This window comes from Maribacter vaceletii (genome assembly GCF_003634105.1).
Lineage (GTDB): Bacteria > Bacteroidota > Bacteroidia > Flavobacteriales > Flavobacteriaceae > Maribacter_B > Maribacter_B vaceletii.
The window spans coordinates 35,227-59,696 of sequence record NZ_RBIQ01000007.1; the positions used below are offsets into that span (position 1 = coordinate 35,227).

Consider the following 24,470-nt stretch of genomic DNA (forward strand, 5'->3'; position numbering starts at 1 on the left):
ATTTTTCGGTTTACCAAACTATATTTAAAGATATTTAAAGATATTCTATTCCTAATAAATAAAAACACTTAAACAAGTAAAAAACAATAAAAAAAAACCCTTTTTTGCAAAGAAAAAGCCTAGAAATTAAATTTCTAGGCTTTTATTAAATTATATATTGCAATATGCAATTACACTTTAATCTCTACTTCAACTCCACTAGGAAGCTCCAGTTTCATTAGAGCGTCAATTGTCTTTGATGAAGAACTATATATATCTAATAACCTCTTATAAGAGCTTAGTTGAAATTGTTCTCTAGACTTTTTATTTACGTGCGGAGAACGCAATACCGTAAATATTTTTTTATGCGTTGGCAAAGGTATAGGACCTGTTACAACAGCACCTGTAGTCTTAACCGTTTTTACGATTTTTTCAGCAGATTTATCTACCAAACTATGATCGTAAGATTTTAGTTTTATTCTAATTTTTTGACTCATCTTCTAAAATTTATACAGTTAATCCTTTTGATGCTTTAATAACCGCCTCTGATATATTTGATGGAGTTTCTGCATATTGTGCAAATTCCATAGTTGATGTTGCTCTACCAGAAGAAAGTGTTCTTAAAGAAGTTACATAACCAAACATTTCTGATAATGGCACAGTACCTTTTACAACCTTAGAACCAGCTCTATCACTCATATCACTAATAGTTCCTCTTCTTCTATTTAAATCCCCAACAATATCACCCATGTTCTCCTCTGGAGTTAACACTTCTAGTTTCATTATTGGTTCCATTATAACGGCACCAGCAGCTTTGCCAGCAGCTTTGTATCCCATTTTTGCAGCAAGTTCAAAAGATAATGCATCTGAATCCACAGGGTGGAAAGATCCATCTTTAAGAACAACTTTCATTGCATCCATTTCAAAACCAGCTAAAGGGCCATCTTTCATTGCAGCTTGGAATCCTTTTTCTACAGCAGGAATAAATTCTTTTGGTATACGACCACCTTTAATCTCATCAACAAACTGTAATCCAGTTCCTTCGAAATCTTCATCAGCAGGACCCATTTCAAATACAATATCACCAAACTTACCACGACCACCAGATTGCTTTTTATAAGTTTCTCTATGTGACGCCGTTCTAGTTAAAGCTTCTTTATATTCTACTTGAGGTTCACCTTCGTTAACTTCAACTTTAAACTCACGCTTTAAACGATCCACAATAATATCTAAGTGAAGTTCTCCCATCCCAGAAATAATTGTCTGTCCTGAAGCCTCATCAGTCTTAACTTGAAAAGTTGGATCTTCTTCTGCTAATTTAGCTAAAGCCATACCTAACTTATCCACATCAGCCTTTGTTTTAGGCTCTACAGCAATACCAATAACTGGATCAGGAAAATCCATACTCTCTAACACTATAGGATGTTTTTCATCCGACATAGTATCCCCGGTTTTAATATCTTTAAAACCTACAGCAGCACCAATATCACCAGCTTCGATAAAATCAATAGCATTTTGCTTATTAGAGTGCATTTGGTAAATACGAGAAATACGTTCTTTTTTACCTGATCTATTATTTAATATATAAGAACCAGCATCTAAACGACCTGAATATGTTCTAAAGAATGCCAAACGACCAACAAAAGGATCGGTAGCAATTTTAAATGCTAAGGCAGAAAAAGGCTCCTTAACATCTGGTTTACGAGAAATTTGCTCATCAGTATCTGGATTTGTACCTATAATATCGTCCTTATCTAAAGGAGATGGTAAATATCTACAAACAGCATCCAATAAAAACTGAACTCCTTTATTCTTAAATGATGAACCACATATCATTGGAATGATAGCTCTATCCATTACAGCAGCTCTCAATGCAGCATGCACCTCTTCTTCTGTAATAGAATCTTCATCCTCGAAGAATTTCTCCATTAACTCCTCATCATACTCAGCAACAGCCTCAATTAAAGCAGCTCTATACTCCTTTACTTCCGCTTTCATCTCTTCTGGAATGTCAATAACATCAAAAGTAGAACCAAATCCTTCATCATGCCAAACAATAGCTCTATTCTTAGCTAAGTCAACAATCCCTTTAAAATCAGCTTCCTCACCAATTGGCAAAACAATAGGAACTGCATTAGAACCTAACATTGTTTTAACTTGTTTACAAACCATTAAAAAGTTAGACCCTTGACGATCCATCTTATTAACAAAACCAATTCTTGGCACTTTATAATTATCTGCTAATCTCCAGTTAGTTTCTGACTGAGGTTCAACACCATCAACAGCACTAAATAAGAAAACCAAACCATCAAGAACTCTTAATGAACGGTTTACTTCTACTGTAAAATCAACGTGACCAGGAGTATCAATAATATTAAAGTGATACCCTTTAGCGTCACTTGCTGGCTTTCCATTTTCTGTAGGGAACTGCCACTCACATGTAGTAGCCGCAGAAGTAATTGTAATACCTCTTTCTTGTTCTTGCTCCATCCAGTCCATAGTAGCAGCACCATCATGTACTTCTCCTATTTTATGACTAACACCCGTATAAAATAATATACGCTCTGTTGTAGTGGTTTTTCCTGCATCAATATGTGCAGCAATACCTATATTTCTTGTGAATTTTAAATCTCTTGCCATTTCTGATTAAAATCTAAAGTGAGAGAATGCTTTATTTGCTTCAGCCATCTTATGAGTATCTACTCTTTTCTTAACTGCTGCACCTTCTTCTTTAGAAGCTGCTAATACTTCCGCTGCTAATTTTTGAGCCATACCCTTTTCATTACGCTTTCTTGCATAACTAATTAACCACTTCATAGCAGTTGAAATCTTACGGTCTGGTCTAATTTGCATTGGAATTTGAAATGTTGCACCACCAACTCTTCTACTTCTTACCTCTACGTGAGGCATTACGTTAGAAAGAGCATCTTTCCACAACTCTAAAGCTGTTTTTTCTTCGTCAGTCTTTTTTTCCTCTACAATATCAATTGCATCATAAAAAACACTAAATGCAACGGATTTTTTACCGTCCCACATCATCATATTTACAAAACGAGTTACCAGCTGATCATTAAATCTTGGATCCGGTAACAATGGTCTTTTCTTTGCCTGTTTTTTTCTCATGTCTTTTCTTTAAAAAGTGGTTTACTTCTTAGGGCGTTTTGCGCCATATTTAGATCTACGTTGCGTTCTTCCTGCAACACCTGCAGTATCTAAAGCACCTCTTACGATATGATACCTAACTCCTGGCAAATCTTTTACTCTTCCTCCACGTACTAATACTATCGAGTGCTCTTGGAGGTTGTGTCCTTCTCCAGGGATGTATGCATTTACCTCTTTACCATTGGTTAACCTAACCCTTGCAACTTTACGCATTGCTGAATTTGGTTTCTTTGGTGTAGTTGTGTAAACACGTGTACAAACTCCCCTTCTTTGTGGACACGAATCCAAAGCAGCCGATTTACTCTTCTTAGTAATCGTGGCCCTTCCTTTTCGTACTAATTGTGAAATTGTTGGCATACTATTTTTATATGTATATATAACTTACCCCTATTTAAGGGTCGGCAAATGTAGTAATATTTAAACAAAATTCAAATCCTAACCAACTTATTTTAAAAGTTTTTTTTTCTTACCACAATATCTACTTAAAAAACTGCTAGAAACCCATTAAATTCATTAATACTAAATAAAAACAAAAATTAAACGTTTTTAATATTATTGTAATAAAAAACTTACAATTGTGACGCATTTAGGCTTGCTGAAAATATTATATGAATTTTACGAAGGTAATTCCATCACAACACATATATACACAACATAACAAACATTTTTAATTATGTTACTAACATAAGAATAATTGTTTCTTTAGTAAGAAATTATGACTTTTGAAATAATCAATCAAAAAATATAGAATGAAAAAAATATTTAAAAAAACCTGTATAATTTTTATAGGATTTCTTGTGCAAATTTCATTTGCTCAGGAAAAACCAATTTCTGGAACTATTTACGATCAAGATGGTCTACCCTTACCTGGAGTAAACATATTAATTGAAGGAACCTCCAACGGAACACAATCAGATTTTGATGGAAATTATTTGATAACTGGAAATCAAGGGCAAACCATCCTCTTTTCCTATCTGGGGCAAAAAGAAATTAGAGTAGCAATAAAAACGCAAACCACTATCAATATAACAATGGAGGAAGATGCTCAAGCACTTGAAGAAGTTGTTGTCGTAGGTTTAGGGCAAAGCAAAAACCCTAGTAAGCTTGCATATTCTGTAGCAACAGTTGATACCGAAAAAATGCTAGATGCCCATGAAACTGATTTTGTTAACGCACTTGCAGGAAAAACTACAGGCGTACAGATAAATAGCTCTTCTGGGTTAGCAGGAGGCTCTTCAAGAATTTTAATCCGTGGTGTATCTTCTTTAAACTATGACAACACTCCTTTATATGTAATTGATGGCATCCCCGTATCCAACACCGAAAATCAGTTTGATTCTAGAGATGAAGACCAAGCATTATTCTACGGCAGCACATCTGGAGGGTCAATAGACATTTCACCTGATCAAATTAGAAATATTACAATTCTTAAAGGAGCTGCAGCATCTGCCATATACGGTTCTCGAGCAGCAAATGGTGTAATTGTAATTGACACCCACAAAGGAAACAAAAACAGCTCTGCTCAATTTAATTTTAAATCCTCTACTACTATTAGTACTATTATTGAACCAAAGCGTCAGCAAATATATACTCAAGGTTCTGGAGGAAATTATAGAACCGGAGAACCTGGAGACCAAACATCATTAAGCTGGGGGCCAAAAATTTCAGAATTAGGAATATCCCAATACAACCCTTATGATATATTTAGAACTGGTATTACAAAAGACAATATTTTAAGCGTAAGAGGAGGGTCAGAAAGCGCAACCTATTATGCGTCTGTAGGTATTTTTAATCAAGAAGGAACCGTTCCAACCAATTCTTTTGACAGATATTCTTTTCTATTTAATTCTTCTCATGACATAACCAAAAAATTAAGTGTAAACGCAAAATTAAGCTACACCAATAGCATTAACAAAAGACCTTTTGAAGGAAATGGAAGAACATCTATTATGTGGACCATAGCCGGAGCACCAATATCATATAACTTACTACCCGCTACAAACGAAGACGGATCTCAACGCCTATATAGAACAAATAGAAACAACCCATATCACTTATTAGAAAACACCGGATTAACTTCAAAAACAAATAGATTTCAGCCATCTATCTCTTTAACATACAACATCTTAGAATGGATAAAGCTAAAAGCCACCTCTAGCATGGATTACAACTTATCAAATGCTAGATCCATTGAGAATTCTGGAATTATTGGGACTTATTCTAGCGGCAGAGTTTTACAAACGGATAGAACAAACAGAGATTTTAACACAGACATAATCCTAACTATAAATAAAAACTTTAGCGAAAAAATTACTGCAGATTATTTAATTGGATATAATTTATTAGACAGAAAAAATTCTTCACTATATGCTGAAGGTGCTTCTTTTGTTATACCAGATTTTTACGACCTCTCCAATACAACATCTTTACAAACCGATGAGGAAACCACCATAAAAAGAAACTATTCTTTTTATGGTCAGGCAAATTTTAGTTACGATGATTATCTATTTTTAACTTTAACTGGAAGAAATGATTGGTCCTCTACACTACCATCAAACAAAAACTCCTTCTTTTATTATTCTGGAAGCTTAGGCATAGATTTAGCAAAAACTTTTGATTTACATGGCACTCTTAATAGAGCCATGCTAAGAACTTCCTATTCTAGAATAGGAAAAGACGCTCCAGAATACTCCACAATAACAGGAAACATAAAGGCTAACCCTGGAGACGGACAAAGAGGAAACATAAACTTCCCTTTTCAAGGATCAGGAAGTTATGTTCAGAGTGCTATAAAAGGAAACCCTGAGTTAACTCCAGAATTTACAAATGAAATTGAAATAAGTGCCGACTTACAGTTTTTTCAAAGCAGACTTGGAATAGAATTTAATTATTATGACCGAAAAAGTGAAGATCAAATTTTTGAAGTACCTCTAGCAGCAGCAACAGGTTTTAGTTCAATTTTTAAAAATGCAGGGTCCATTGAAAACAAAGGTATAGAAATAGCCACAAATGTCACTCCAATAGAGACTGAAAATTTTAGCTGGGACATAGGAGTTAATTACTCTAAAAATGACAGCAAAGTTATAGAACTTGCAGAAGGAGTAGAATCTGTTAGGCTATCTGGCTTTACAAATCCTGGTATTTTTATCAGAAAAGGGGAACCTTATGGTGTAATTTGGACAACCCTATATAAAAGAAATGAGGAAGGACAGCTTTTATTAGATGACGATGGCTATATACAGTTTGGAGAAGTTGGTAACGCTGGAACCGCAACACCAGATTGGACAGGAGGACTAACCACTAATGTGAGGTATAAAGGATTTGAATTATCTGGAGTAATGGATATAAGAGTGGGGGGCAAAATATACAATTTAGATGAGTTTTACACATCGTTCTACGGAACATCTATATTAACTGCTGATAGAGAAAAAGATGTTATAATAGATGGCATAATAGAATCCTCTGGAGAAGTTAACACTATACCCATAAAAAAAGATTTTAATTACTGGAATGCCTATGCTGGCGATGAAGAATTTGTTCAAAAAACAGATTTTATTAAACTTAGAAACGTTACTCTAGCTTACAATATACCATCTAGATTAATAACTAAAACAGGATTTAATTCTGCAAAATTAAGTTTATCAGGTAGAAACTTATGGATAAAGACAGATGATTCTTTTACAGGATCCGACCCAGAACTTAGCTTATATGGAAGTGGAAATGGGCAAGGGATTACAAATTTCCAAATACCTTCTAATAAAAGTTATAGCTTAACTCTTAACCTATCTTTCTAAAAAAATATTATGAAAAAAATAAATAAAAAATCTATATACAAGTTAAGCACACTTCTTTTTACAAGTCTGTTTATTATAAGTTGTTCCGATTATCTTGATGTAAATACTGATCCAGATTCTCCAAGTGACGCACAAATTACAGAAGATGTAATATTACCAGGTTTAACAACTCAATTATCTTATGAATTAGCAGGAGGTTACCCAGCAAGAGCATCGAGCCTTTGGACACAACAAATAGCAGACGATGGCACCAGCAGAAGCATTTCCACTCTTTTTATAGACGACACAGACATAAACAACACTTGGCAATTTGGTCTATATACTGGGGTTTTAAAAGACGCAAATAATATGATTAGTAAAGCCGAAGCAAATAATAATCCACACTACATTGGTATTGGAAAAGTAATACAAGCGTATGCCCTTTCAATTTTAGCAGACTTTTGGGGAGAAGCTCCATGGTCTGAAGCTTTTAATGAAAACATAACTAAACCTAAATTTGACAGTCAAGAAAGTTTATACAATTCTATTGATCAACTATTAAATGAAGCAAACACATCATTAACTGCTGCTATAAACTCTAATGCCAACACAAACCAAGATTTATTATATGATGGAGACTTATCAAAATGGAAAAAACTTGCCAACAGTCTTAGAGCTCGCTATGCACTACGCTTAATATATGCAAAAGGAACAAATCAGGCAGATTTAGCACTTACATATGCTATGGATGGATTTTCTTCTAATGACGATGATGCTGGATATGCGTTTGAAGACAAAGAAGATGCAAATAACCCATGGGCACAATGGGAAGATAAATGGACAGATATTTTTATAAATAAATTTATTGTTACTATGTTATCCTCTAATTTAGACCCAAGGTTAAATGCATATGCTCTAAAACAAGAAGACGGTAATATTATTGGAGCAGAAAATGGAACAGAAATCCAAAACTCAGAAATCTCTATGGTTTCTAATTCAAAAGCCGAAGGAGAATTAAACACAAATGATTACTTCATAAAAAACACAACTAGTGTAGATTGGATGACCTATAATGAATTACTATTTATTGTAGCAGAAGCATATGCTCACAAATCCGATTACAGTAATTCCGAAATATTTTTAAAAAATGCAGTAAAAGCAAACTTAGAAAAATTAAATACAAATGGAGTCCTAACATTATCTGAAAGTGATATAAATACATTTATAAATAACATAAGTATACCAAATAATTTAGAAGGAGCACAAAAAATAATTATTGAACAAAAGTATATTGCAAATTTTCTACAAATTGAATCTTACAATGACTATAGAAGAACAGGCTACCCTAATATTCCATTACCAATAATAAATTATAGCTCTCAAATACCAGAAAGATTCCCCTATCCAACAAATTCAATTTTAAATAATACAGAAAATGTACCGAATACAGATTACAAAACTGACAAAGTTTGGTGGAACCAAAAATAAAACTCCAATATAAAATTCTCAAAAAGCCATTCTTTTAAAAAAGAATGGCTTTTGTGATTTTTACAATATCATCAAACCTACTTACTTTTTAAATATTTGATTTTTAACAATTTAATAATACATCATTGCTGTTTTTCTTAAAAGATTAAAATCGAGGGGCCAAAATTTGTTATTTAATAAATAAAAAAATGCTATATGTTATAATTTTAATCAAAAAAACAAAAAATTAACAGAAATATTACAACTTTAATTGTATGCATGCATAATTAATTCGAAATAAAAGTTGTGTAATTAACAATTAATTAAGACTTTTGTAATTAGCTAATTCAAATAATTTAAAAATGAGAACAAAATTAAATGGGATTTTGACGCTTCTCTTAGCGTTAATTGCGCATGTTACTCTTGCGCAAGAGAAAACAGTTTCAGGTACGGTATCCGATCAAGATGGTCTACCCTTACCAGGAGTTAACATTGTTGTACAAGGATCTACATCCGGAACACAAACAGATTTTGATGGTAATTATAGCATAAATGCTTCTGAAGGACAGACTCTTATGTTTTCTTACATTGGACAAAAAACTGCTACTGCTATAGTAGGAGCTTCCAATACTGTTAATATTCAATTGCAAGAAGATGCAGAAGCCTTAGAAGAGGTTGTTGTTACTGCAATGGGTATGTCAAGAGAAAAAAAATCTCTTGGTTATGCAGCACAAGAAATAAAAGGAGATCAAGTTTCTACAGTTAAAGTAGATAATGTTGTAAACTCTCTTTCTGGTAAAGTAAGTGGGGTTCAAATTAAAGCTAATAATAACTTTGGTGGTTCTTCTAACTTTTTAATTAGAGGTGTAAGTTCTTTAAAAGGAAATAACCAACCTTTATTTATAATAGATGGTATTCCAATTTCTAACAGAATAAACAACACAACTGCCCAAGAAGGCGGTAGCACCGGTTATGATTATGGAAACGCAGCTTCAGATATTAACCCAGACGATGTTGCTTCTATAAACATACTTAAAGGAGCCGCTGCTTCTGCAATTTATGGTTCTAGGGGGTCTAATGGTGCTATAATTATCACTACAAAAAAAGGACGATCTGGAAATGCAAAAGTTACTGTATCATCTGGAATTACAGTAGGATCAATAGATAAAAGTACTTTTTTAGAATACCAAGATGAATATGGAGCTGGTTATGGACCATATTATGGTATAAATGAAGATAGTTATTTTCAAGATATAGATGCTACCGGAGATGGTATAACTGATATAGTTGTTCCTACATTTGACGATGGTTCTTATGGAGCTCCATTAGATGGTAGTTTAGTTTACCAATGGGATGCTTTTGTTCCAGAACATGCTAATTACCAAACTGCAACACCTTATGTTGCAGGCAAAAATACGCCAGTAGACTTTTTTGAAACGTCTTATCAATACAATAATTCCGTTTCTGTTGCAGGAGGGAATGAAAAAATGACATACCGTTTAGGTTATACTAACTTTGAGCAAAAAGGTATGTTACCAAACTCAAACTTGAACAAAAACACTTTTAACCTTAATGGTACTTTAAAAGTAAATGATAAGTTACAAGTTGGTTCAAACGCAAATTTCATTATACAAAGAACTGTTGGTAGAAACTCTACTGGTTATAGTGATAACTTAATGTCCCAATTTAGACAATGGTGGCAAGTGAATGTTGATGTTAAAGAACAACAAGCAATATTTAATGAAACAGGGCAAAACTATTCTTGGAATCATGAAGGTGGTTTTGTTCAAGGTGGTAGTGCTTTACAACCACATTATTGGGATAACCCATATTGGTCAAGATATAAAAATTACCAAAATGATAGAAGAGCACGTTTCTATGGTAATTTATTTGCAACATATAGTTTAACAAATTGGTTAGATGTTACTGCTAAAGGAGCAGTAGATTCTTACGATGAATTAAGAGAGGAAAGAAGAGCTGTAGGTTCTGTAGCCGCACCATTTGGACTACTAAGAGATGACGAATCTTCTGGATATGACAGAAAAGATATTTCATTTAGAGAATACAACTATGATTTAATGTTTAATGTTAATACAGCATTTAACGATGATTTAACTTTAACTGGTGTTGCCGGAGTAAACTTAAGAAGTGAAACATATAGTTTTTATCACCAAGCAACTGCTGGAGGTATTATTGTACCAGAACTATATTCTTTAAGCAATTCTGTTAACGCTGTTCCTAAACCAAAAGAAACATTAGAAAAAAAGAAAGTTGCCGGTTATTATGCACAAGCATCTTTAGGATATAAAAATATGTTATATCTAGACCTTACAGATCGTTATGATGTATCTTCTTCATTACCTTCTGGTAATAATAAATATAATTATTATGCAATAAGTTCAAGTTTAATTTTCTCAAACTTAATAGATGCTAGTTGGTTAAATTTTGGTAAAATTAGAGGAGGATATGCAGAAGTAGGTAATGATTTACCTGCAAATAATGTTTATGACACCTTTACCATTAACAATAACTTTGGTAGTTCTGTAATAGTTTCATATCCAGGAACAAAACAAAATTCTGAGTTAATTCCTGAAAGAACTAAAGAAATTGAATTTGGTTTAGAAGCTAGAATGTTTAATAACAGAGTTGGTTTTGACATTACTGCTTATAAGAAAAACACTGAAGACCAGTTAATGGATGTTTCTTTAAGTACTACAACAGGTTTTACTAGAAGATGGGTAAACGCTGGTGAAATGGAAAATAAAGGTATTGAAGTTGGACTTAATTTTACACCTGTAGAAACAAATAATTTTGCATGGAATGTAAACGTAAACTGGTCTAAAAACGAAAATAAAGTTGTTAGTTTATTTGGAGGTCAAGAAAACTTACAATTAAATTCTTTTCAAGGCGGTATTTCTATAAATGCTACGGTTGGTGAGGCATATGGTTCTATACGAGGAACTGGATTTGATTATCATAGTAATGGTCAAAAAATTGTTGACGCAAATGGTTATTATGTTGCAAAAGCGGATCAAGTTTTAGGAAATGTAAACCCTGATTGGTTAGGTGGTGTTTCTAACACTCTTAGATATAAAGAACTTTCTTTAAATTTCTTAATAGATATTCAAAAAGGTGGTGATGTTTATTCATTAGATACCCATTATGGACAAGGGACAGGTCTTCCATATTATACTGCAGGATTAAACGAATTAGGTAACCCAAAGCGTGACCCTGTAACTAGCGGCGCTGATAGTGGAGGTGTATTAAATCCTGGTGTTACGGAAGATGGACAACCAAATACAACAAGAGCAAGAGCTGATTATTTTGGTGGAGCATATTACTGGGGTAATTCTAGTAGAAACCCAGCTGCTTTAACTGTTTATGATGCATCATATATTAAATTAAGAGAACTTTCGCTTAAATATCAAATGCCAGTAGATAAGTGGCTAAAAGGTAAATTTGTTTCTGCAGCAACAATCTCTTTAGTAGGTAGAAACTTATGGATTATTGATAAAAATGTACCATTTGCTGATCCTGAATCTGGTTTAGGAGCAGGAAATGTTCAAGGTTATTTATCAGGATCTTACCCTACTCTTAAAACAGTTGGATTGAACCTTAATCTAGAATTTTAAAAAAAATGAAAATGAAAAAACATATAATTTTATTATTTAGTCTAGTACTTGCCCTTAGTGGATGTGAAATAGACGAAAGTTTAAATAGAGATCAAAAAAACCCTACAATAGTTCCTGGTGATGCTCTTTTTACAAACGGAACAAGAAATTTATTTGATTTAATGAATTCTTGTAGTGTTAATGAAAATGTATTTAGATTGTATGCTCAGTATTGGGCACAAACAACGTACCCAGACGAAAGTCAATACAATCAAATTACACGTAATAATGGAGGATATATTTGGAATACTCTTTACAGAGATGTATTACAAGATTTAAAAGGTTCTAAGGAAGTTCTTGCTGAAGAAGGAGCTAGTAATTTAACTAACAAAAATGCTATTATCAGCGTTATGGAAGTTTATGCTTACTCTGTTTTAGTTGATACTTTTGGAGATGTGCCTTATACAGAGGCATTAGACCCAACTAATTCTAGTCCTAAATATGATGACGCTGCTACAATATATATAGATTTAATTTCTAAATTAAATACAGCTATTTCTGATATGAGTGGATCAGAAGGATTTTCTTCAGCTCAAGATCCAATTTATAATGGAGATTTAACGAAATGGAAAAAAGCAGCAACATCATTAAAACTAAGAATGGGTCTTAGACTTGCAGATGTAAATGCTTCGTTAGCACAACAAACTGTAGAATCTATTTCTGTTTCAGATTTAATAACTACTAATGATGACAATTTTGGGATTCAATATTTAGGGTCTGCGCCAAATACAAATCCATTATGGGTGTCTTTAGTACAAAGTGGCAGAAATGATTTTATTGCAGCAAACACATACATTGATGTATTAAATCCACTAAATGATCCTAGAAGACCTTTCTTCTTCAATACTGTAAATGGAGATTATGTTGGAGGAACATATGGTAGTGCAAATAATGCCTCTGTAAATTCTAATTTATCAGATTTAATGAAAACTCCAGATTTAATTGGTAGTATTATTACCGCGTCTGAAGTAAACTTTTTACTAGCTGAAGCTGTTGAAAGAGGATATTCTGTTACTGGTACTGCTGAAGCTTATTACGATGCTGGTGTTTCTACTTCTATACTTGAATGGGGAGGCGAACAAGCTGATGTTGATACTTATTTAGCTCAAACTGAAGTAGCATATACTACCGCAGCTGGGGATTGGAAACAAAAGATAGCACAACAAAAATGGATAGCTATGTTTAATAATGGATTTGAAGGTTGGACAACATGGAGAATATTTGATACTCTTACTTTTAATGCTCCTGAAGGTCAAACTTTAGCAGACATACCAACAAGATTCTTATATCCTGTAACAGAAGCTACATTAAATGGAACGCAATTAGATGCTGCAGCAGCTGCAATTGGTGGAGATACTAAAACAACTAAAGTATTTTGGGATGCACAGTAATTTAATTACATCTTAACTTATATTAAAAAAGGCTGTTGTTTTACAACAGCCTTTTTATGTATTTAATAAATCATAAATTCATGAAATATATTATACTTTTTCTTTTTATAATATCATGTTCAAAGTCAGAAACAATAAATAGTAATAACGAAGATGAGTTAACTAATTCAAAAAAAATTCACTGGGAAATTTCTGAAAATGATTTAATTGGTAAGTTTGATCCATTCCCTGAAATAGATTCTTTACAATTTACTTCTGAGCCAATTTATTTAAATAAAATATCAAATAAACATAGAGTTGCATTAGTTAATATAGAGGATCAAAACTTAGTTTTTTTATTTGGTGATTTAGGATACTTTGAAGTTTTAAACTTTAATTGGAATGGAAAATCATATGCAGTATCGCATTGCCCTATAACAAACACCACACTTGTTTTTAAACTTGAACTTGGTAATAAATTAAAAGCCTCTGGCTTTAGGTATAGAGAAAACCTAGTCATGTACAACTCAAAAAAAGACAGTTATTTTTCTCAAATGCAAGAAAGACGTATTGCTGGACAACAATATATTTTAGGGAATTCATTACCTCTATTGGATACTAGATGGGGAACCATTAAAAATATTTATAGTAATATAAAAGTAGCACAAGTTTTAGATGAAGATTTAGGCTTATACCAACAAACTAGGGGTTACAACTCTGAAGAAGTATTAGATTGGGAGCATATGTCAATTGGAATAAATAATGATAAAATAAAAAACAATATTGATATAATTCCATTTAAAAAAATTTCTTCAAAAGAAAAATTTTCATGTAAGCTAAAAAGCACATTTATTATTGGAGATAAAAATAAAAATATTGTCCGTGTATTTATCTTAAATGAAAACCAGACTCTTTCCATTCATTCCTCCGGAAATTATTTAATAGACGGTCTAGATAAATACGATTGGAATGGGTATTGTTTTGAAGGTCCAAATATTTACAAACAATTGGTTATAAAAAAAGGGTATTTAGGAGGAACTTTAAGTTTCCAAAATATGTTTGAAAAAACTAATATCATAAAATAAAAAAAATGAAAATAAAAAAAACAGGTATTCTAATATACTTTAGTCTATTATATACAATCACAATATTTAGCCAATCTAGAGTACCATCTTCAGTAAATGGTGTATTTAGCAACAATCTTGACTTTTTTGCGATTCAAAAAGTTGATGATGTATACAATAATGGTGTAAATGAGGATATTAAAGGATCTCCCTATTTATTTTCTGATTGGTCCGATATTTATATAACAGTAAAATTAAAAAAAGAAGAAACATATCATATTAAAGGAAATTATAATCCTGTTTTAGATCAGTTTGAAATAGTTATAAAAAATGAAAAATATATTTTAAATCCTAAATCTGTAATACAAATTAGAAGAGGAAGTCAAATTTTTAAATTAGGAAATTCTTTAACATCTTATCATGAAGAACTAGCAGTTGGTAAAAATGTACGACTAATTAAAATATATGAAGCTTCTGTAATGCAGACACAAACACAAACACTTGGTTTATTTGAAAGAAAAATTGTTCTTAAAGATTCTGAGTATATTTTATTTAATGATGGGAGAACAATTAAATTACCAAAGTCAAAAAATAAATTATTTGAGTTATTAAATACATCTCAAAAAAAACAAAAAGAATATAAAAAATTTAAGATTAAAAATTTAAGTGATTTGTCAAAAATAATTCAAGATTCATAACTAATTAAATACTATTCATATAATAGTAAAACCACTCTTTTACAGAGTGGTTTTTTTATACCTTTACGTCATGCAAAAAGAAACCCATATATATGGTATAAGAGCCATAATAGAAGCAATAGAATCTGAAAGTACAATTGATAAGGTTTTCTTACAAAAAGGTCTTAAAGGTGATTTATATAGAGAACTAGAAAGTTTAATTCGTAAAAATGGAATTAACTCCTCTTACGTTCCAATAGAAAAGTTAAATCGTCTCACAAAAAACAACCATCAAGGAGCTGTTGCAAATATTTCTCCTATTACTTTTTATTCTATTGAGGAATTATTAGAAAAAACGGAAAAGAAAGAAACTCCTGCCCTATTCCTACTTTTAGATCAATTATCTGATGTTCGTAATTTTGGTGCAATAATAAGAACTGCAGAATGTACAGGTGTAGATGGTATTATTATACAAAAAAAAGGTGCAGCACCAGTAACAGCAGATACTATAAAAACTTCCGCAGGAGCTGCTTTTAAAGTCCCTATTGCCAAAGTAGACCATATAAAAGATGCGGTATTTTATTTACAAGCATCTGGAATAAAAGTTGTTTCTGCTACAGAGAAAACAGATAACACTATTTATGATGTTAATTTTAAAGATTCTATTGCGATAATAATGGGTGCAGAAGACAGAGGAATTTCTCCATCTATACTAAAAGCATCTAATTATACTGCTAAATTACCTTTATTGGGCGAAATAGAATCTCTAAATGTTTCTGTTGCTTGTGCAGTATTTTTATACGAGGCGGTACGCCAAAGAAGATAATTAATCTTCTTTATTTGTATTTTCTTTAAAGTGATAATTTATTTTTATTTCCTCATTAATTTCTTCACTCTCTAGTTCTACAAAATTACCATTTTCATCAAATTGTTGCAAAAAGGGGTCTTCCTCTTCTTTAAAATCCTCCTGCTCCCAAACATACTTTTTTGGAGCAGGGGTTTTAGCTTTTAATACAATTGCCAAAAACAATCCAGCTAAAAAACCACCTAAATGCCCTTCCCATGATATACCGTCTTTTATTGGAAATAAATACCACAACATACTACCATAAACAAAAACTACTATAAGGGACAAAGCAACTAGTCTATAATATTTAGTAAAAATACCTTTAAAAAAAATAAAACTTGCCAGTAGATAAATTACACTACTAGCGCCAATATGATAAGAACTTCTTGCTATAATCCAAGTTAATAGTCCAGAAGTTATAGTACCTATAACTAGTACCCGCAGCGCTACTTTATTATAAAAGTAAAATAATGCTGTAATTAATATAGCTAACGGTATTGTATTATTATATAAATGTTCTAATGAACCATGAATAAATGGGCTTAATAAAACCCCTCTTAAACCAACTAAAGTTCTTGGATAAATACCAAATTGATTAAAATTAGTTTCTAATACTAACTCTAACCAATACACGAACCAAATACTAATTACAGCCACCAATGGAGCTATAACAACTTTATTAGATAATTTAAAATAATTATTTTCAGACATATAAACTATACTACAACAAATTATCCAAATTAATAAAATCTGTAAGATTGTCATCTTATTTTTTGTTTTACTTTTATGGGATGAATGAGCCACTTGCAGAAAGAGTACGTCCAAAAAACTTAGAAGACTATATAAGTCAAAACCATTTGGTAGGTGAAAAAGGATCTTTAACTAATCAAATTAAAAAAGGACTTATCCCTTCTTTAATCCTTTGGGGGCCTCCTGGGACAGGAAAAACAACTTTAGCAAACATTATTGCTGAAGAAAGCAAACGTCCTTTTTATACGCTGAGTGCTATTAATAGCGGTGTAAAGGATATTAGAGAAGTTATTGATAAGGCAAAACAATCTGGAGGCTTATTTACAGCTAAAAACCCGATTTTATTTATAGACGAGATTCACCGCTTTAGTAAATCGCAACAAGATTCTTTATTGGCTGCCGTAGAAAAAGGATGGGTTACATTAATTGGAGCTACTACAGAAAACCCTAGTTTTGAAGTAATTCCGGCACTTTTATCTAGATGTCAAGTTTATATTCTTAATGCTTTTGATAAAAATGATTTAGAGGCTTTATTAGTTAGAGCCATAAAAGAAGATTCTGTACTACAAACAAAGAAGATTAATTTAAAAGAAACAGAAGCTCTTATGCGCTTATCTGCTGGAGATGGCCGAAAACTTTTAAATATTTTTGAGCTTGTTGTAAATTCTGAAGAAGGAGAAAATATTGAAATTACTAATGATTTAGTAATGAGTAAAGTTCAAAAAAATACTGTTTTATATGATAAAACAGGAGAACAACATTATGATATTATTTCTGCTTTTATAAAATCTATTAGAGGAAGTGACCCTAATGGAGCAGTATACTGGTTAGCAAGAATGATTGAAGGCGGGGAAGATGTAAAGTTTATTGCAAGGCGGTTACTAATTTCTGCCTCTGAAGATATTGGCTTAGCAAATCCTACTGCTTTAGTAATTGCTAATAATTGCTTCCAAGCAGTTACTACTATTGGATACCCAGAAGCAAGGATAATCCTTAGTCAATGTGCTATATACTTAGCAACTTCTGCCAAAAGTAATGCAAGTTATGCTGCTATAGGAAAAGCGCAACAATTAGTAAAACAAACAGGAGATTTATCTGTTCCTTTAGATTTAAGAAATGCTCCAACTAAACTAATGAAAGATATTGGTTACGGTAAAGATTACAAATATGCACACAGCTATGAAAATAACTTTGTGATGGCAGAATTTTTACCAAATGAAATATCAGGCACTAGTTTTTATACTCCAGGAAATAACCAAAGAGAAAATGCCCTCAAAGATTTTTTAAAAAATAGGTGGAAAGACAAGTATAACTTTTAGAATTTAATATTTAATTCTTTTGTAGTTAAAACATCATTGGTATAATACTCATAGTACCACTTACCTTCTTTACCATAAATAATTCCACTAGTAGCTAAGTACACATCTTTTACAGAGGTTTTATATACCTTTAAACGAACTTTTGGAGTACTATCTACTAACTGATAGCCATTTGTTATTTCTTGAGCATATAATACCTCTTCTGAATTAAATTCAAGAGGAACAATGTTTTTTACTGCCTTTTTGAAATTAGATTTTACTGGCGCAACACTCTTATAACTTTGCACCTCTTTAGTTGCCTCTTGCTGTACAACTTGTGTTTTTTGTACTTTACTAGTAGATTCTTGAGCAGTATTACCAATCTTTTTTACATCGTTTTTATAACTAACTTTTATAGGCTCATTAACTGGTTCTTTATACGTATAATTAACAACTTCTAAAGATTTCATTGCTTTTCTTATAGCTTCGGAAAAAGACAGCTTATATTCTTTTTCTTTACTTTTCCCTTCCTCTGTTATATATATTTCTTTGGAACTACAATCTTCAAAAGAAACACTGGCTTTTGTACTAAACATAGAAGAGTTATCATTTAATTTTACATATAACCCCATACATCTATTTATTAAAAGATCTTCTGGAAGAGCATCTTCATAAACCGCTGTAAAACCATTTTCTGTGAGTAAATGTTTCACCAATGTACTAGTTTGATACTGGTTTTCTTTCTTAAAACTAGCAAACCTTTTTGGCACTACTATATATTTATAATCATCAAAAACGGATTGTGCCATAGAAGAAAAACTAATTGTAAACGCAGCAAATAAAATAAAATATTTCAAAATAAAATTCTTTAGAGTTATTAGTAATATGAAATAAATGTGCCAAATTTGGGCATATGAAGACTAAAATTTTAATCCTTTAACATTTATATCAATTTTTACCCCAAGATATGATATTAATTCCTAACTGAAAAGAAGCGTAATTACTAGCAGCAATATTTCTATAAGCTAATAAATTATCTGCCATGAAATACATATTTATTGGACCTGCTTGTAAGTTTAAACCTAGCCCAACATTAGAATAAGAATATTTATCTATAGTATAGGTTGTTTTTACTGCCATTATGTTTCCAAAACATCTTTGATAAAACGCAGATAAAGCTGCCTGCGGTCCTCTTGGTCTATTAATAACATAAAGTTGACCTCCTACTCCATTAGTATATTTTGCTCGATTAGATTTACCACCTGAAACGTTACAATCGCAATCTAATCTTCCTTTTGATTGTACGGTTTCTCCAAAATTATATCGTAAAGAACCATATAATTTTGTTGGTCTAAAAGTTAAATAGCTTTTTCTATTTTCTTCGAACGGAACTAAACCCTCTACCTCATCTACTAAATCTTGCCAAAAATCTGCGTTAGGGTCATTTATAGCATCTGGTAATATAATCTCTACTCCTTCTACAGTTGCATTTCCTCTTAAAGAATAACTTAACACATCATTACTATGATATAGAAAACCTAAGTCTAATATGCTACCTGTTATTAGAGTCTGTTCATTTAAATGGTAGGTAAATCCTAAATCTACTCCTAGACCTAAATCGCCGCCAAAAAAACCTCTTTTTATCATGTCTCCTGCAGAGCTATCGCCATCCATAACATGATCTAAAGTTATTATCCCAGAAGACTTTAATTCTAAATCTGCACTTATCGTATTAGCTAACAGGTTATTCTGCCCCTCAGTAGTTACAAAATATCCTTTGTTTTTTGTGGACGTAAAATCTAAGATTCCAGAATATAACTTACCTCTTATCCCAAAAGTTAATTTATTATCTATCTCTTTTGTAACTCCAAAATGAAAAACATTTAAAATTTCTCCTCTAGTTTTTAAATGACCTAAATTAAATCTATTATTTAAATTATCTGCATTACCTTCAAAACCTAGTTTAGCATAATCTTTAAACCAATAACCAATAGCATCTCCTTCATTATAAATTCCAAAAGAATAAAAATTATCTGTTTCAGAACCTCTATATCCTATATTTATTAATTCTATTTGATAGGTGCCACTTAAATCATCTTTAGGGCTCATGCCATTAATTAAGCGGTCTCTTACTTTGTCATTAAAATCTATTCCATCATTTGCAAAAAGGTCATTTACAGATATTCCTGAAGAACCAGCTTGAAATGAAATTCCTGAAAGTAAAGGAACTCCTGAATACCATTGAAAGTCTGTTTCTGTTCCTGGGTTTATTAATAAAGATTGCGGAATTTCTGAAAAATCATATAACAGCTGCTTGTTTTGTCCAGAAACAAAACGGCATACAAATACCATGAGAATAAAAATTAAACTATATTTTCTCATTTTACACGAACACTAAATTTTCCACTAGATTTTAATACTACCAATGGAGGAGAAATAGTAGAAGTACTTGTATTATCTCCATTATTAACTGCAACAACTCTAATTTTAGAGGTATTTTTTATTATATCTAAGCTTTTTCCCGTATTACCATAAACAACATCTCTTTGTAGCGTACCAGATGGACTAGCGTCTATATCAAAAGATTCTGAATCTAGAACCTCATCAGCGTCATTCAAAAATTCTAAGGTTAAGGATAATGGTTTACTTGTTGTATTCTCTATTTCATACGTAATTACACCATCTAATACTCTATCTGAAAAAACAGCTTCAGAAAAAGCATTAAAACTAAAATCTTGGGAATAAAATGGTCCAGGAGGCACATTATTTATAACATCTTCAGTAGATTCAAGGTACAGGATACTACTTTCAAAAACTGGAACAACACTCAAATCTTTATATTGATCAAAGTCTTGGTCTTCTATACAAGAAACCACACATAACAGAAGTGTTATAAGCGATAAAAATATACCTAACTTTTTCATAATAGCACAAATTGTTAAGGATAAAAAAAATGCATAAAATGGCATCTATATTTATAACTCTATAAATATTTTTTTATTTCATTTAAATCATGAATCATATCACAATAATCATGCCTTTCCTCATTATGCGCATTAAAATGAAGTGTATGAAAACCAACCGCTTTTGCTCCTAAAATATCGGCCTCTATACTATCCCCTATCATTATAGATTTTCTGGGTGTTGTATTTGCTTTACACAAAGCCAATTTAAAAATTTCTGGATTTGGCTTTTTTACACCCGCCATCTCAGAATCTACAACATTAGAAAAGTATTCTCGAATGTTAGAGTTCTTTAATTTTCTTTCTTGTACAGCCTGAAAACCATTGGTAATTATATGTAATTGGTAGTTTGGTTTTAAATAATCTAGTATTTCTATTGCGTTAGTAAATAAATGATTAAAAGAAGATAAATGGTCTATATAATCGTCTGACAGTTTATGTACAAGTTGATCTTGTACTTTATACTCTAAAGTATCAAAAACTTTTTTTAATCTAAAAAATCTAAGTTCTTCTTTTGTTATTTTCTCTTCTCTAAATAATTTCCAATACTCTAAATTTATAGGGATATAAACTTTTAAAAAATCTTCTAGCTTAATATCTACTTTATTATCCAGAAGAATTTTATTAAATGTAATTGCAGAGTTCTTTTCAAAATCCCATAGGGTATGATCTAAATCAAAAAAAACATCCGTAACCACTTCTTTAAACATTACTACTTTTTATAATTTCAGTATAAATTTTTAACCAATTTATTTTAGAATCTCCACCTAATAGTTCATTTGAAAAAATGGCATTAAAACTACCATTAACTTCATTTACTCGAGACTTTATTACCGTAACTTTTGATAAAATATCTTTTACACTCTTTTCTTTTGTTAAAGCATAATCATGTATTGCAAACGGGTGTATTTTTATTGGCTGTTGTATTTCCAGTGGTATATCATAAAAATAAAAAGGAGTACAAGTACCTGCTCTAAAACCAATTTCTGAGGTATAGCCCATAGTGTAATCATCTGTAAATTCTGCTTCCACTAAATTCCTATAGGTCTCTGGAATATCTACTCTATTATACCGTATTCTAGAATAGTTTATAGGCCTATTAATAACACTTGATAATTCTTTTTTCTCTTTTTTTATTAATGCTACATTACCAAAAGAACTATATGATGTAGCTAGTGATACTAAACTATAATCTGCAACCGATTTTATTAAAAATTTAAATTTATTATTGTTAGTAGACACATTTTTATCATAGGTAGAATAGGATGCAAACTGAAAAAAGAACATACTTTTTATGCGGTACTTTTTATGCAAATTTATTAAGTATTGGTAGTTGTTATAAGGGTCTTTACTTGGGTTAAATAAAACGGCAACTCTTTGCGCAATTCTTTTTAATCTAAAATAAACCAGATCTAATAAAAACCCTGAAATACCTCTTACAATTCCTCTATACGCATAACAATGTGAAGAAGTAACATCTATAATAGAAGTAAAATTATACTTTCTTTTTACTGCCGCTACATCTGGAAATTTTTCTTTAAGTGCATCTAACAACTTTAAAGCCCATAAATCTACTAAAGGAATTTGTAAAAAATTATTTTGATAGGCTATACTCTCTTTGGGAGGAAACCTACCATGCATATCTTTAACATGCGGTAAATATTCCTCATATCTACTTAACAAATAAAAACTTGCCGAAAAAATATCAAAAGGTATACTACTACGCTCTCCTGTTGCAAAAAAAGCTGGTACTCCATCCCAATCATTAATAGAAATATCTATAGCATTTATTCCTTGCTCAAAAAGTAAATCATTACTACGTACAAAAAACTCGTTCTGTAAAGGTTGTTTCGTGTAGGTTATTTTAGGACCGGTATGCTTTATAAAATCTTCTACCGTTGTTGTAAGTATAATTTTTATGCCTAGAACCTTAGTAAACATATGCCGCATAATATAACTAAATCGCGGTGTAATTTTATGTGTATATATTAATAACATAGGCTCTAAAAATTATAGAATGCTTTCATCTGCAAAACTAAAATAATCTTTTTCAGTAATTATTAAATGATCTAAGACTTTTATATCTAAAGATTCTCCTGCTAATTTTAATTTCTGAGTAATTTGCTTATCGGCTTGACTTGGCCTTAATGTGCCAGAAGGATGGTTGTGCACTAATATTAAAGCTACAGCCCCATATTCTAAAGCCTGTTTCATAACTAATCTAACATCTACTAAAGTACCTGTTATACCGCCTTTACTAAGTTGTCTTTTATGTAATACGGTATTGGCATTATTTAAATAAATAATCCAAAATTCTTCATGGGGCAATTCTCCTAAAATAGGCTGCATTATATTAAAACCAATTTTGCTACTTGTTATTTTTACAATGGTTCTTGCTTCTTCTCCTCCTCTTCTTTTCCCTATTTCTAGAGCTGCAATTATAGAAATTGCTTTTGCATCTCCTATTCCTTTAAATTGTGTTAATTGCTTAATAGATAATTTACCTAACTCATTTAAATTATGATTTACAGATGCTAAAATTCTTTTAGATAATTCTACCGCACTTTCATCTCTGTTTCCTGAGCCTATTAGAATTGCTATTAATTCGGCATCGGATAAGACCGATTTTCCTTTGTTAAATAATTTCTCTCTAGGTTTATCATCATCTGACCAATGCTTAATAGAAAGTGAACTTACTTTTTCTTGCATGGTTTAAAGATAGTAAACTTAAAAATTTATATGTAAATTTCCATTGTAATAAAATAGTGCTATGAAATCTTTATTTAACGAAGAAGCTTACAAGGAAGTAATAAATAGAATAAACAATTTAAAGGATAATTCTCAAAGACAATGGGGAAAAATGTCTTTAGGCCAAATGGCATGGCATTGCCAATACCCTTTAAAAATTGCTATTAAGAATAAAGAATCTGATAAGAAAGCAAACTTTATTATTAGACTCTTTGTTAAAAAATCTATGTATAATGATAAACCTTGGCGAAAAAGTTTACCAACAGCTCCTGCATTAAAAACTAAAGAAGAAAAAGATATAACTACCGAAATAGAAAAATTAAAAGAACTTGTAATAGAATTTTATGCTTTAAAAGCTAGAGAAAAATGGCATTCTCATCCCGTTTTCGGAGTATTAACTCATGACCAATGGGGAAAAATGGAATATAAACATTTAGACCACCACTTAAAACAATTTGGTGTTTAATTATTTTTTAAAATCTTTGTCCTGAACTTCTTGCAACTCTATTTCTGCACGAGTATCATTTATCATTCTTGTTTCTTCTAAAATAACATTAGACATACCTAGCATAAAAGCTACTAGAAATATAGATACTCTTCTTTTTATAAAAAAGACGATTTGTTTATATATGCTAAGTACGTATTTCATGCTAAGAATAATAGCAAGAAACAATCCATCTTAACAAAAACTGACAAAATAA

At 31.4% G+C, this 24,470-nt stretch carries 21 protein-coding genes; 9 read left to right on the forward strand and 12 right to left on the reverse strand.

The genetic code is table 11. The features are described from left to right. Positions 1-170: 170 nt before the first annotated feature. Genes rpsJ through rpsL form a run of 4 tightly spaced genes read right to left on the reverse strand, consistent with a single transcriptional unit; the run spans position 171 to position 3,498 of the window. Positions 171-476, reverse strand: a complete 306-nt coding sequence (rpsJ, locus tag CLV91_RS00350; RefSeq protein WP_121062851.1) for a 30S ribosomal protein S10 — start codon at positions 474-476, stop codon at positions 171-173. Positions 477-486: 10 nt separating this feature from the next. After that, entirely contained in the window at positions 487-2,619 is a 2,133-nt protein-coding gene (gene fusA / locus CLV91_RS00355; RefSeq protein ID WP_121062853.1) for an elongation factor G, read from the reverse strand. A gap of 6 nt (positions 2,620-2,625) precedes the next feature. Beyond that, a complete protein-coding gene (gene rpsG / locus CLV91_RS00360; protein ID WP_121062855.1) occupies positions 2,626-3,102 on the reverse strand; it encodes a 30S ribosomal protein S7 in 477 nt (158 codons plus the stop codon). Between the two features lie 21 nt (positions 3,103-3,123). Next, positions 3,124-3,498, reverse strand: a complete 375-nt coding sequence (rpsL, locus tag CLV91_RS00365; protein WP_013305196.1) for a 30S ribosomal protein S12 — start codon at positions 3,496-3,498, stop codon at positions 3,124-3,126. 392 nt (positions 3,499-3,890) lie between these two features. Between rpsL and CLV91_RS00370 the strand changes: the two genes are divergently transcribed. From CLV91_RS00370 to rlmB, 7 genes are all read left to right on the forward strand, one after another. Beyond that, entirely contained in the window at positions 3,891-6,935 is a 3,045-nt protein-coding gene (locus tag CLV91_RS00370) for a SusC/RagA family TonB-linked outer membrane protein (protein WP_121062857.1), read from the forward strand. 9 nt (positions 6,936-6,944) lie between these two features. Further along, positions 6,945-8,402 (forward strand): SusD/RagB family nutrient-binding outer membrane lipoprotein, encoded by a 1,458-nt coding sequence (locus tag CLV91_RS00375; protein WP_121062859.1) that lies wholly within the window; start codon positions 6,945-6,947, stop codon positions 8,400-8,402. A gap of 341 nt (positions 8,403-8,743) precedes the next feature. Further along, the gene (locus tag CLV91_RS00380) at positions 8,744-12,013 is read left to right on the forward strand and encodes a SusC/RagA family TonB-linked outer membrane protein (protein WP_121062861.1); all 3,270 of its coding nucleotides are present in this window, start codon (positions 8,744-8,746) and stop codon (positions 12,011-12,013) included. An 11-nt stretch (positions 12,014-12,024) separates the two neighbouring features. Beyond that, on the forward strand, positions 12,025-13,443 hold the full coding sequence (locus CLV91_RS00385) for a SusD/RagB family nutrient-binding outer membrane lipoprotein (RefSeq protein WP_121065584.1): 1,419 nt from the start codon (positions 12,025-12,027) through the stop codon (positions 13,441-13,443). An 80-nt stretch (positions 13,444-13,523) separates the two neighbouring features. Then, on the forward strand, positions 13,524-14,507 hold the full coding sequence (locus tag CLV91_RS00390) for a DUF3179 domain-containing (seleno)protein (protein WP_170146679.1): 984 nt from the start codon (positions 13,524-13,526) through the stop codon (positions 14,505-14,507). 5 nt (positions 14,508-14,512) lie between these two features. Then, on the forward strand, positions 14,513-15,184 hold the full coding sequence (locus CLV91_RS00395; RefSeq protein WP_121062865.1) for a hypothetical protein: 672 nt from the start codon (positions 14,513-14,515) through the stop codon (positions 15,182-15,184). Between the two features lie 70 nt (positions 15,185-15,254). Beyond that, entirely contained in the window at positions 15,255-15,989 is a 735-nt protein-coding gene (rlmB, locus tag CLV91_RS00400) for a 23S rRNA (guanosine(2251)-2'-O)-methyltransferase RlmB (protein WP_121062867.1), read from the forward strand. On the opposite strand, the gene CLV91_RS00405 is transcribed toward rlmB, so the two are convergent. After that, positions 15,990-16,721, reverse strand: coding sequence for a rhomboid family intramembrane serine protease (locus CLV91_RS00405; RefSeq protein WP_121062869.1), 732 nt, complete (start codon positions 16,719-16,721; stop codon positions 15,990-15,992). An 80-nt stretch (positions 16,722-16,801) separates the two neighbouring features. On the opposite strand from CLV91_RS00405, the gene CLV91_RS00410 reads away from it, so the two are divergent. Beyond that, positions 16,802-18,079 carry a replication-associated recombination protein A gene (locus CLV91_RS00410; RefSeq protein WP_121062871.1) on the forward strand — a complete coding sequence of 426 codons (1,278 nt, stop codon included), beginning with the start codon at positions 16,802-16,804 and terminating at the stop codon, positions 18,077-18,079. Here CLV91_RS00410 and CLV91_RS00415 read toward each other — a convergent pair. From CLV91_RS00415 to radC, 6 genes are all read right to left on the reverse strand, one after another. After that, entirely contained in the window at positions 18,076-18,915 is an 840-nt protein-coding gene (locus tag CLV91_RS00415; RefSeq protein ID WP_121062873.1) for a hypothetical protein, read from the reverse strand. The two genes, CLV91_RS00410 and CLV91_RS00415, sit on opposite strands and share 4 nt — an antisense overlap. A 91-nt stretch (positions 18,916-19,006) precedes the next feature. After that, on the reverse strand, positions 19,007-20,410 hold the full coding sequence (locus tag CLV91_RS00420; RefSeq protein ID WP_245987110.1) for a DUF5723 family protein: 1,404 nt from the start codon (positions 20,408-20,410) through the stop codon (positions 19,007-19,009). 26 nt (positions 20,411-20,436) lie between these two features. Beyond that, positions 20,437-20,982 (reverse strand): hypothetical protein, encoded by a 546-nt coding sequence (locus CLV91_RS00425; RefSeq protein WP_121065587.1) that lies wholly within the window; start codon positions 20,980-20,982, stop codon positions 20,437-20,439. 59 nt (positions 20,983-21,041) lie between these two features. Beyond that, positions 21,042-21,731, reverse strand: coding sequence for a YjjG family noncanonical pyrimidine nucleotidase (locus CLV91_RS00430; protein ID WP_121062876.1), 690 nt, complete (start codon positions 21,729-21,731; stop codon positions 21,042-21,044). Next, positions 21,724-22,962, reverse strand: coding sequence for a DUF7033 domain-containing protein (locus CLV91_RS00435; RefSeq protein WP_394340483.1), 1,239 nt, complete (start codon positions 22,960-22,962; stop codon positions 21,724-21,726). The genes CLV91_RS00430 and CLV91_RS00435 overlap by 8 nt, the downstream gene beginning before the upstream one ends. Positions 22,963-23,031: 69 nt before the next feature. Continuing rightward, positions 23,032-23,730, reverse strand: a complete 699-nt coding sequence (gene radC, locus CLV91_RS00440; RefSeq protein ID WP_121062880.1) for a RadC family protein — start codon at positions 23,728-23,730, stop codon at positions 23,032-23,034. Between the two features lie 61 nt (positions 23,731-23,791). On the opposite strand from radC, the gene CLV91_RS00445 reads away from it, so the two are divergent. Beyond that, on the forward strand, positions 23,792-24,235 hold the full coding sequence (locus tag CLV91_RS00445) for a DUF1569 domain-containing protein (RefSeq protein WP_121062882.1): 444 nt from the start codon (positions 23,792-23,794) through the stop codon (positions 24,233-24,235). On the opposite strand, the gene CLV91_RS00450 is transcribed toward CLV91_RS00445, so the two are convergent. After that, positions 24,236-24,418: a hypothetical protein gene (locus CLV91_RS00450; protein WP_121062884.1), complete on the reverse strand. Its 183-nt coding sequence runs from the start codon at positions 24,416-24,418 to the stop codon at positions 24,236-24,238. Positions 24,419-24,470 lie beyond the last annotated feature (52 nt).

What these genes read in the sequence shown, in the direction of transcription:
- rpsG (WP_121062855.1), bottom strand. Translation starts at nt 3,102, where the DNA reads ATGAGAAAAAAACAGGCAAAGAAAAGACCATTGTTACCGGATCCAAGA.
- radC (WP_121062880.1), bottom strand. Translation starts at nt 23,730, where the DNA reads ATGCAAGAAAAAGTAAGTTCACTTTCTATTAAGCATTGGTCAGATGAT.
- rpsL (WP_013305196.1), bottom strand. Translation starts at nt 3,498, where the DNA reads ATGCCAACAATTTCACAATTAGTACGAAAAGGAAGGGCCACGATTACT.
- CLV91_RS00445 (WP_121062882.1), top strand. Translation starts at nt 23,792, where the DNA reads ATGAAATCTTTATTTAACGAAGAAGCTTACAAGGAAGTAATAAATAGA.
- CLV91_RS00435 (WP_394340483.1), bottom strand. Translation starts at nt 22,962, where the DNA reads ATGTTTACTAAGGTTCTAGGCATAAAAATTATACTTACAACAACGGTA.
- rlmB (WP_121062867.1), top strand. Translation starts at nt 15,255, where the DNA reads ATGCAAAAAGAAACCCATATATATGGTATAAGAGCCATAATAGAAGCA.
- CLV91_RS00450 (WP_121062884.1), bottom strand. Translation starts at nt 24,418, where the DNA reads ATGAAATACGTACTTAGCATATATAAACAAATCGTCTTTTTTATAAAA.
- CLV91_RS00395 (WP_121062865.1), top strand. Translation starts at nt 14,513, where the DNA reads ATGAAAATAAAAAAAACAGGTATTCTAATATACTTTAGTCTATTATAT.
- CLV91_RS00390 (WP_170146679.1), top strand. Translation starts at nt 13,524, where the DNA reads ATGAAATATATTATACTTTTTCTTTTTATAATATCATGTTCAAAGTCA.
- CLV91_RS00370 (WP_121062857.1), top strand. Translation starts at nt 3,891, where the DNA reads ATGAAAAAAATATTTAAAAAAACCTGTATAATTTTTATAGGATTTCTT.
- CLV91_RS00425 (WP_121065587.1), bottom strand. Translation starts at nt 20,982, where the DNA reads ATGAAAAAGTTAGGTATATTTTTATCGCTTATAACACTTCTGTTATGT.
- rpsJ (WP_121062851.1), bottom strand. Translation starts at nt 476, where the DNA reads ATGAGTCAAAAAATTAGAATAAAACTAAAATCTTACGATCATAGTTTG.
- CLV91_RS00375 (WP_121062859.1), top strand. Translation starts at nt 6,945, where the DNA reads ATGAAAAAAATAAATAAAAAATCTATATACAAGTTAAGCACACTTCTT.
- CLV91_RS00380 (WP_121062861.1), top strand. Translation starts at nt 8,744, where the DNA reads ATGAGAACAAAATTAAATGGGATTTTGACGCTTCTCTTAGCGTTAATT.
- fusA (WP_121062853.1), bottom strand. Translation starts at nt 2,619, where the DNA reads ATGGCAAGAGATTTAAAATTCACAAGAAATATAGGTATTGCTGCACAT.
- CLV91_RS00405 (WP_121062869.1), bottom strand. Translation starts at nt 16,721, where the DNA reads ATGTCTGAAAATAATTATTTTAAATTATCTAATAAAGTTGTTATAGCT.
- CLV91_RS00430 (WP_121062876.1), bottom strand. Translation starts at nt 21,731, where the DNA reads ATGTTTAAAGAAGTGGTTACGGATGTTTTTTTTGATTTAGATCATACC.
- CLV91_RS00385 (WP_121065584.1), top strand. Translation starts at nt 12,025, where the DNA reads ATGAAAAAACATATAATTTTATTATTTAGTCTAGTACTTGCCCTTAGT.
- CLV91_RS00410 (WP_121062871.1), top strand. Translation starts at nt 16,802, where the DNA reads ATGAATGAGCCACTTGCAGAAAGAGTACGTCCAAAAAACTTAGAAGAC.
- CLV91_RS00420 (WP_245987110.1), bottom strand. Translation starts at nt 20,410, where the DNA reads ATGGTATTTGTATGCCGTTTTGTTTCTGGACAAAACAAGCAGCTGTTA.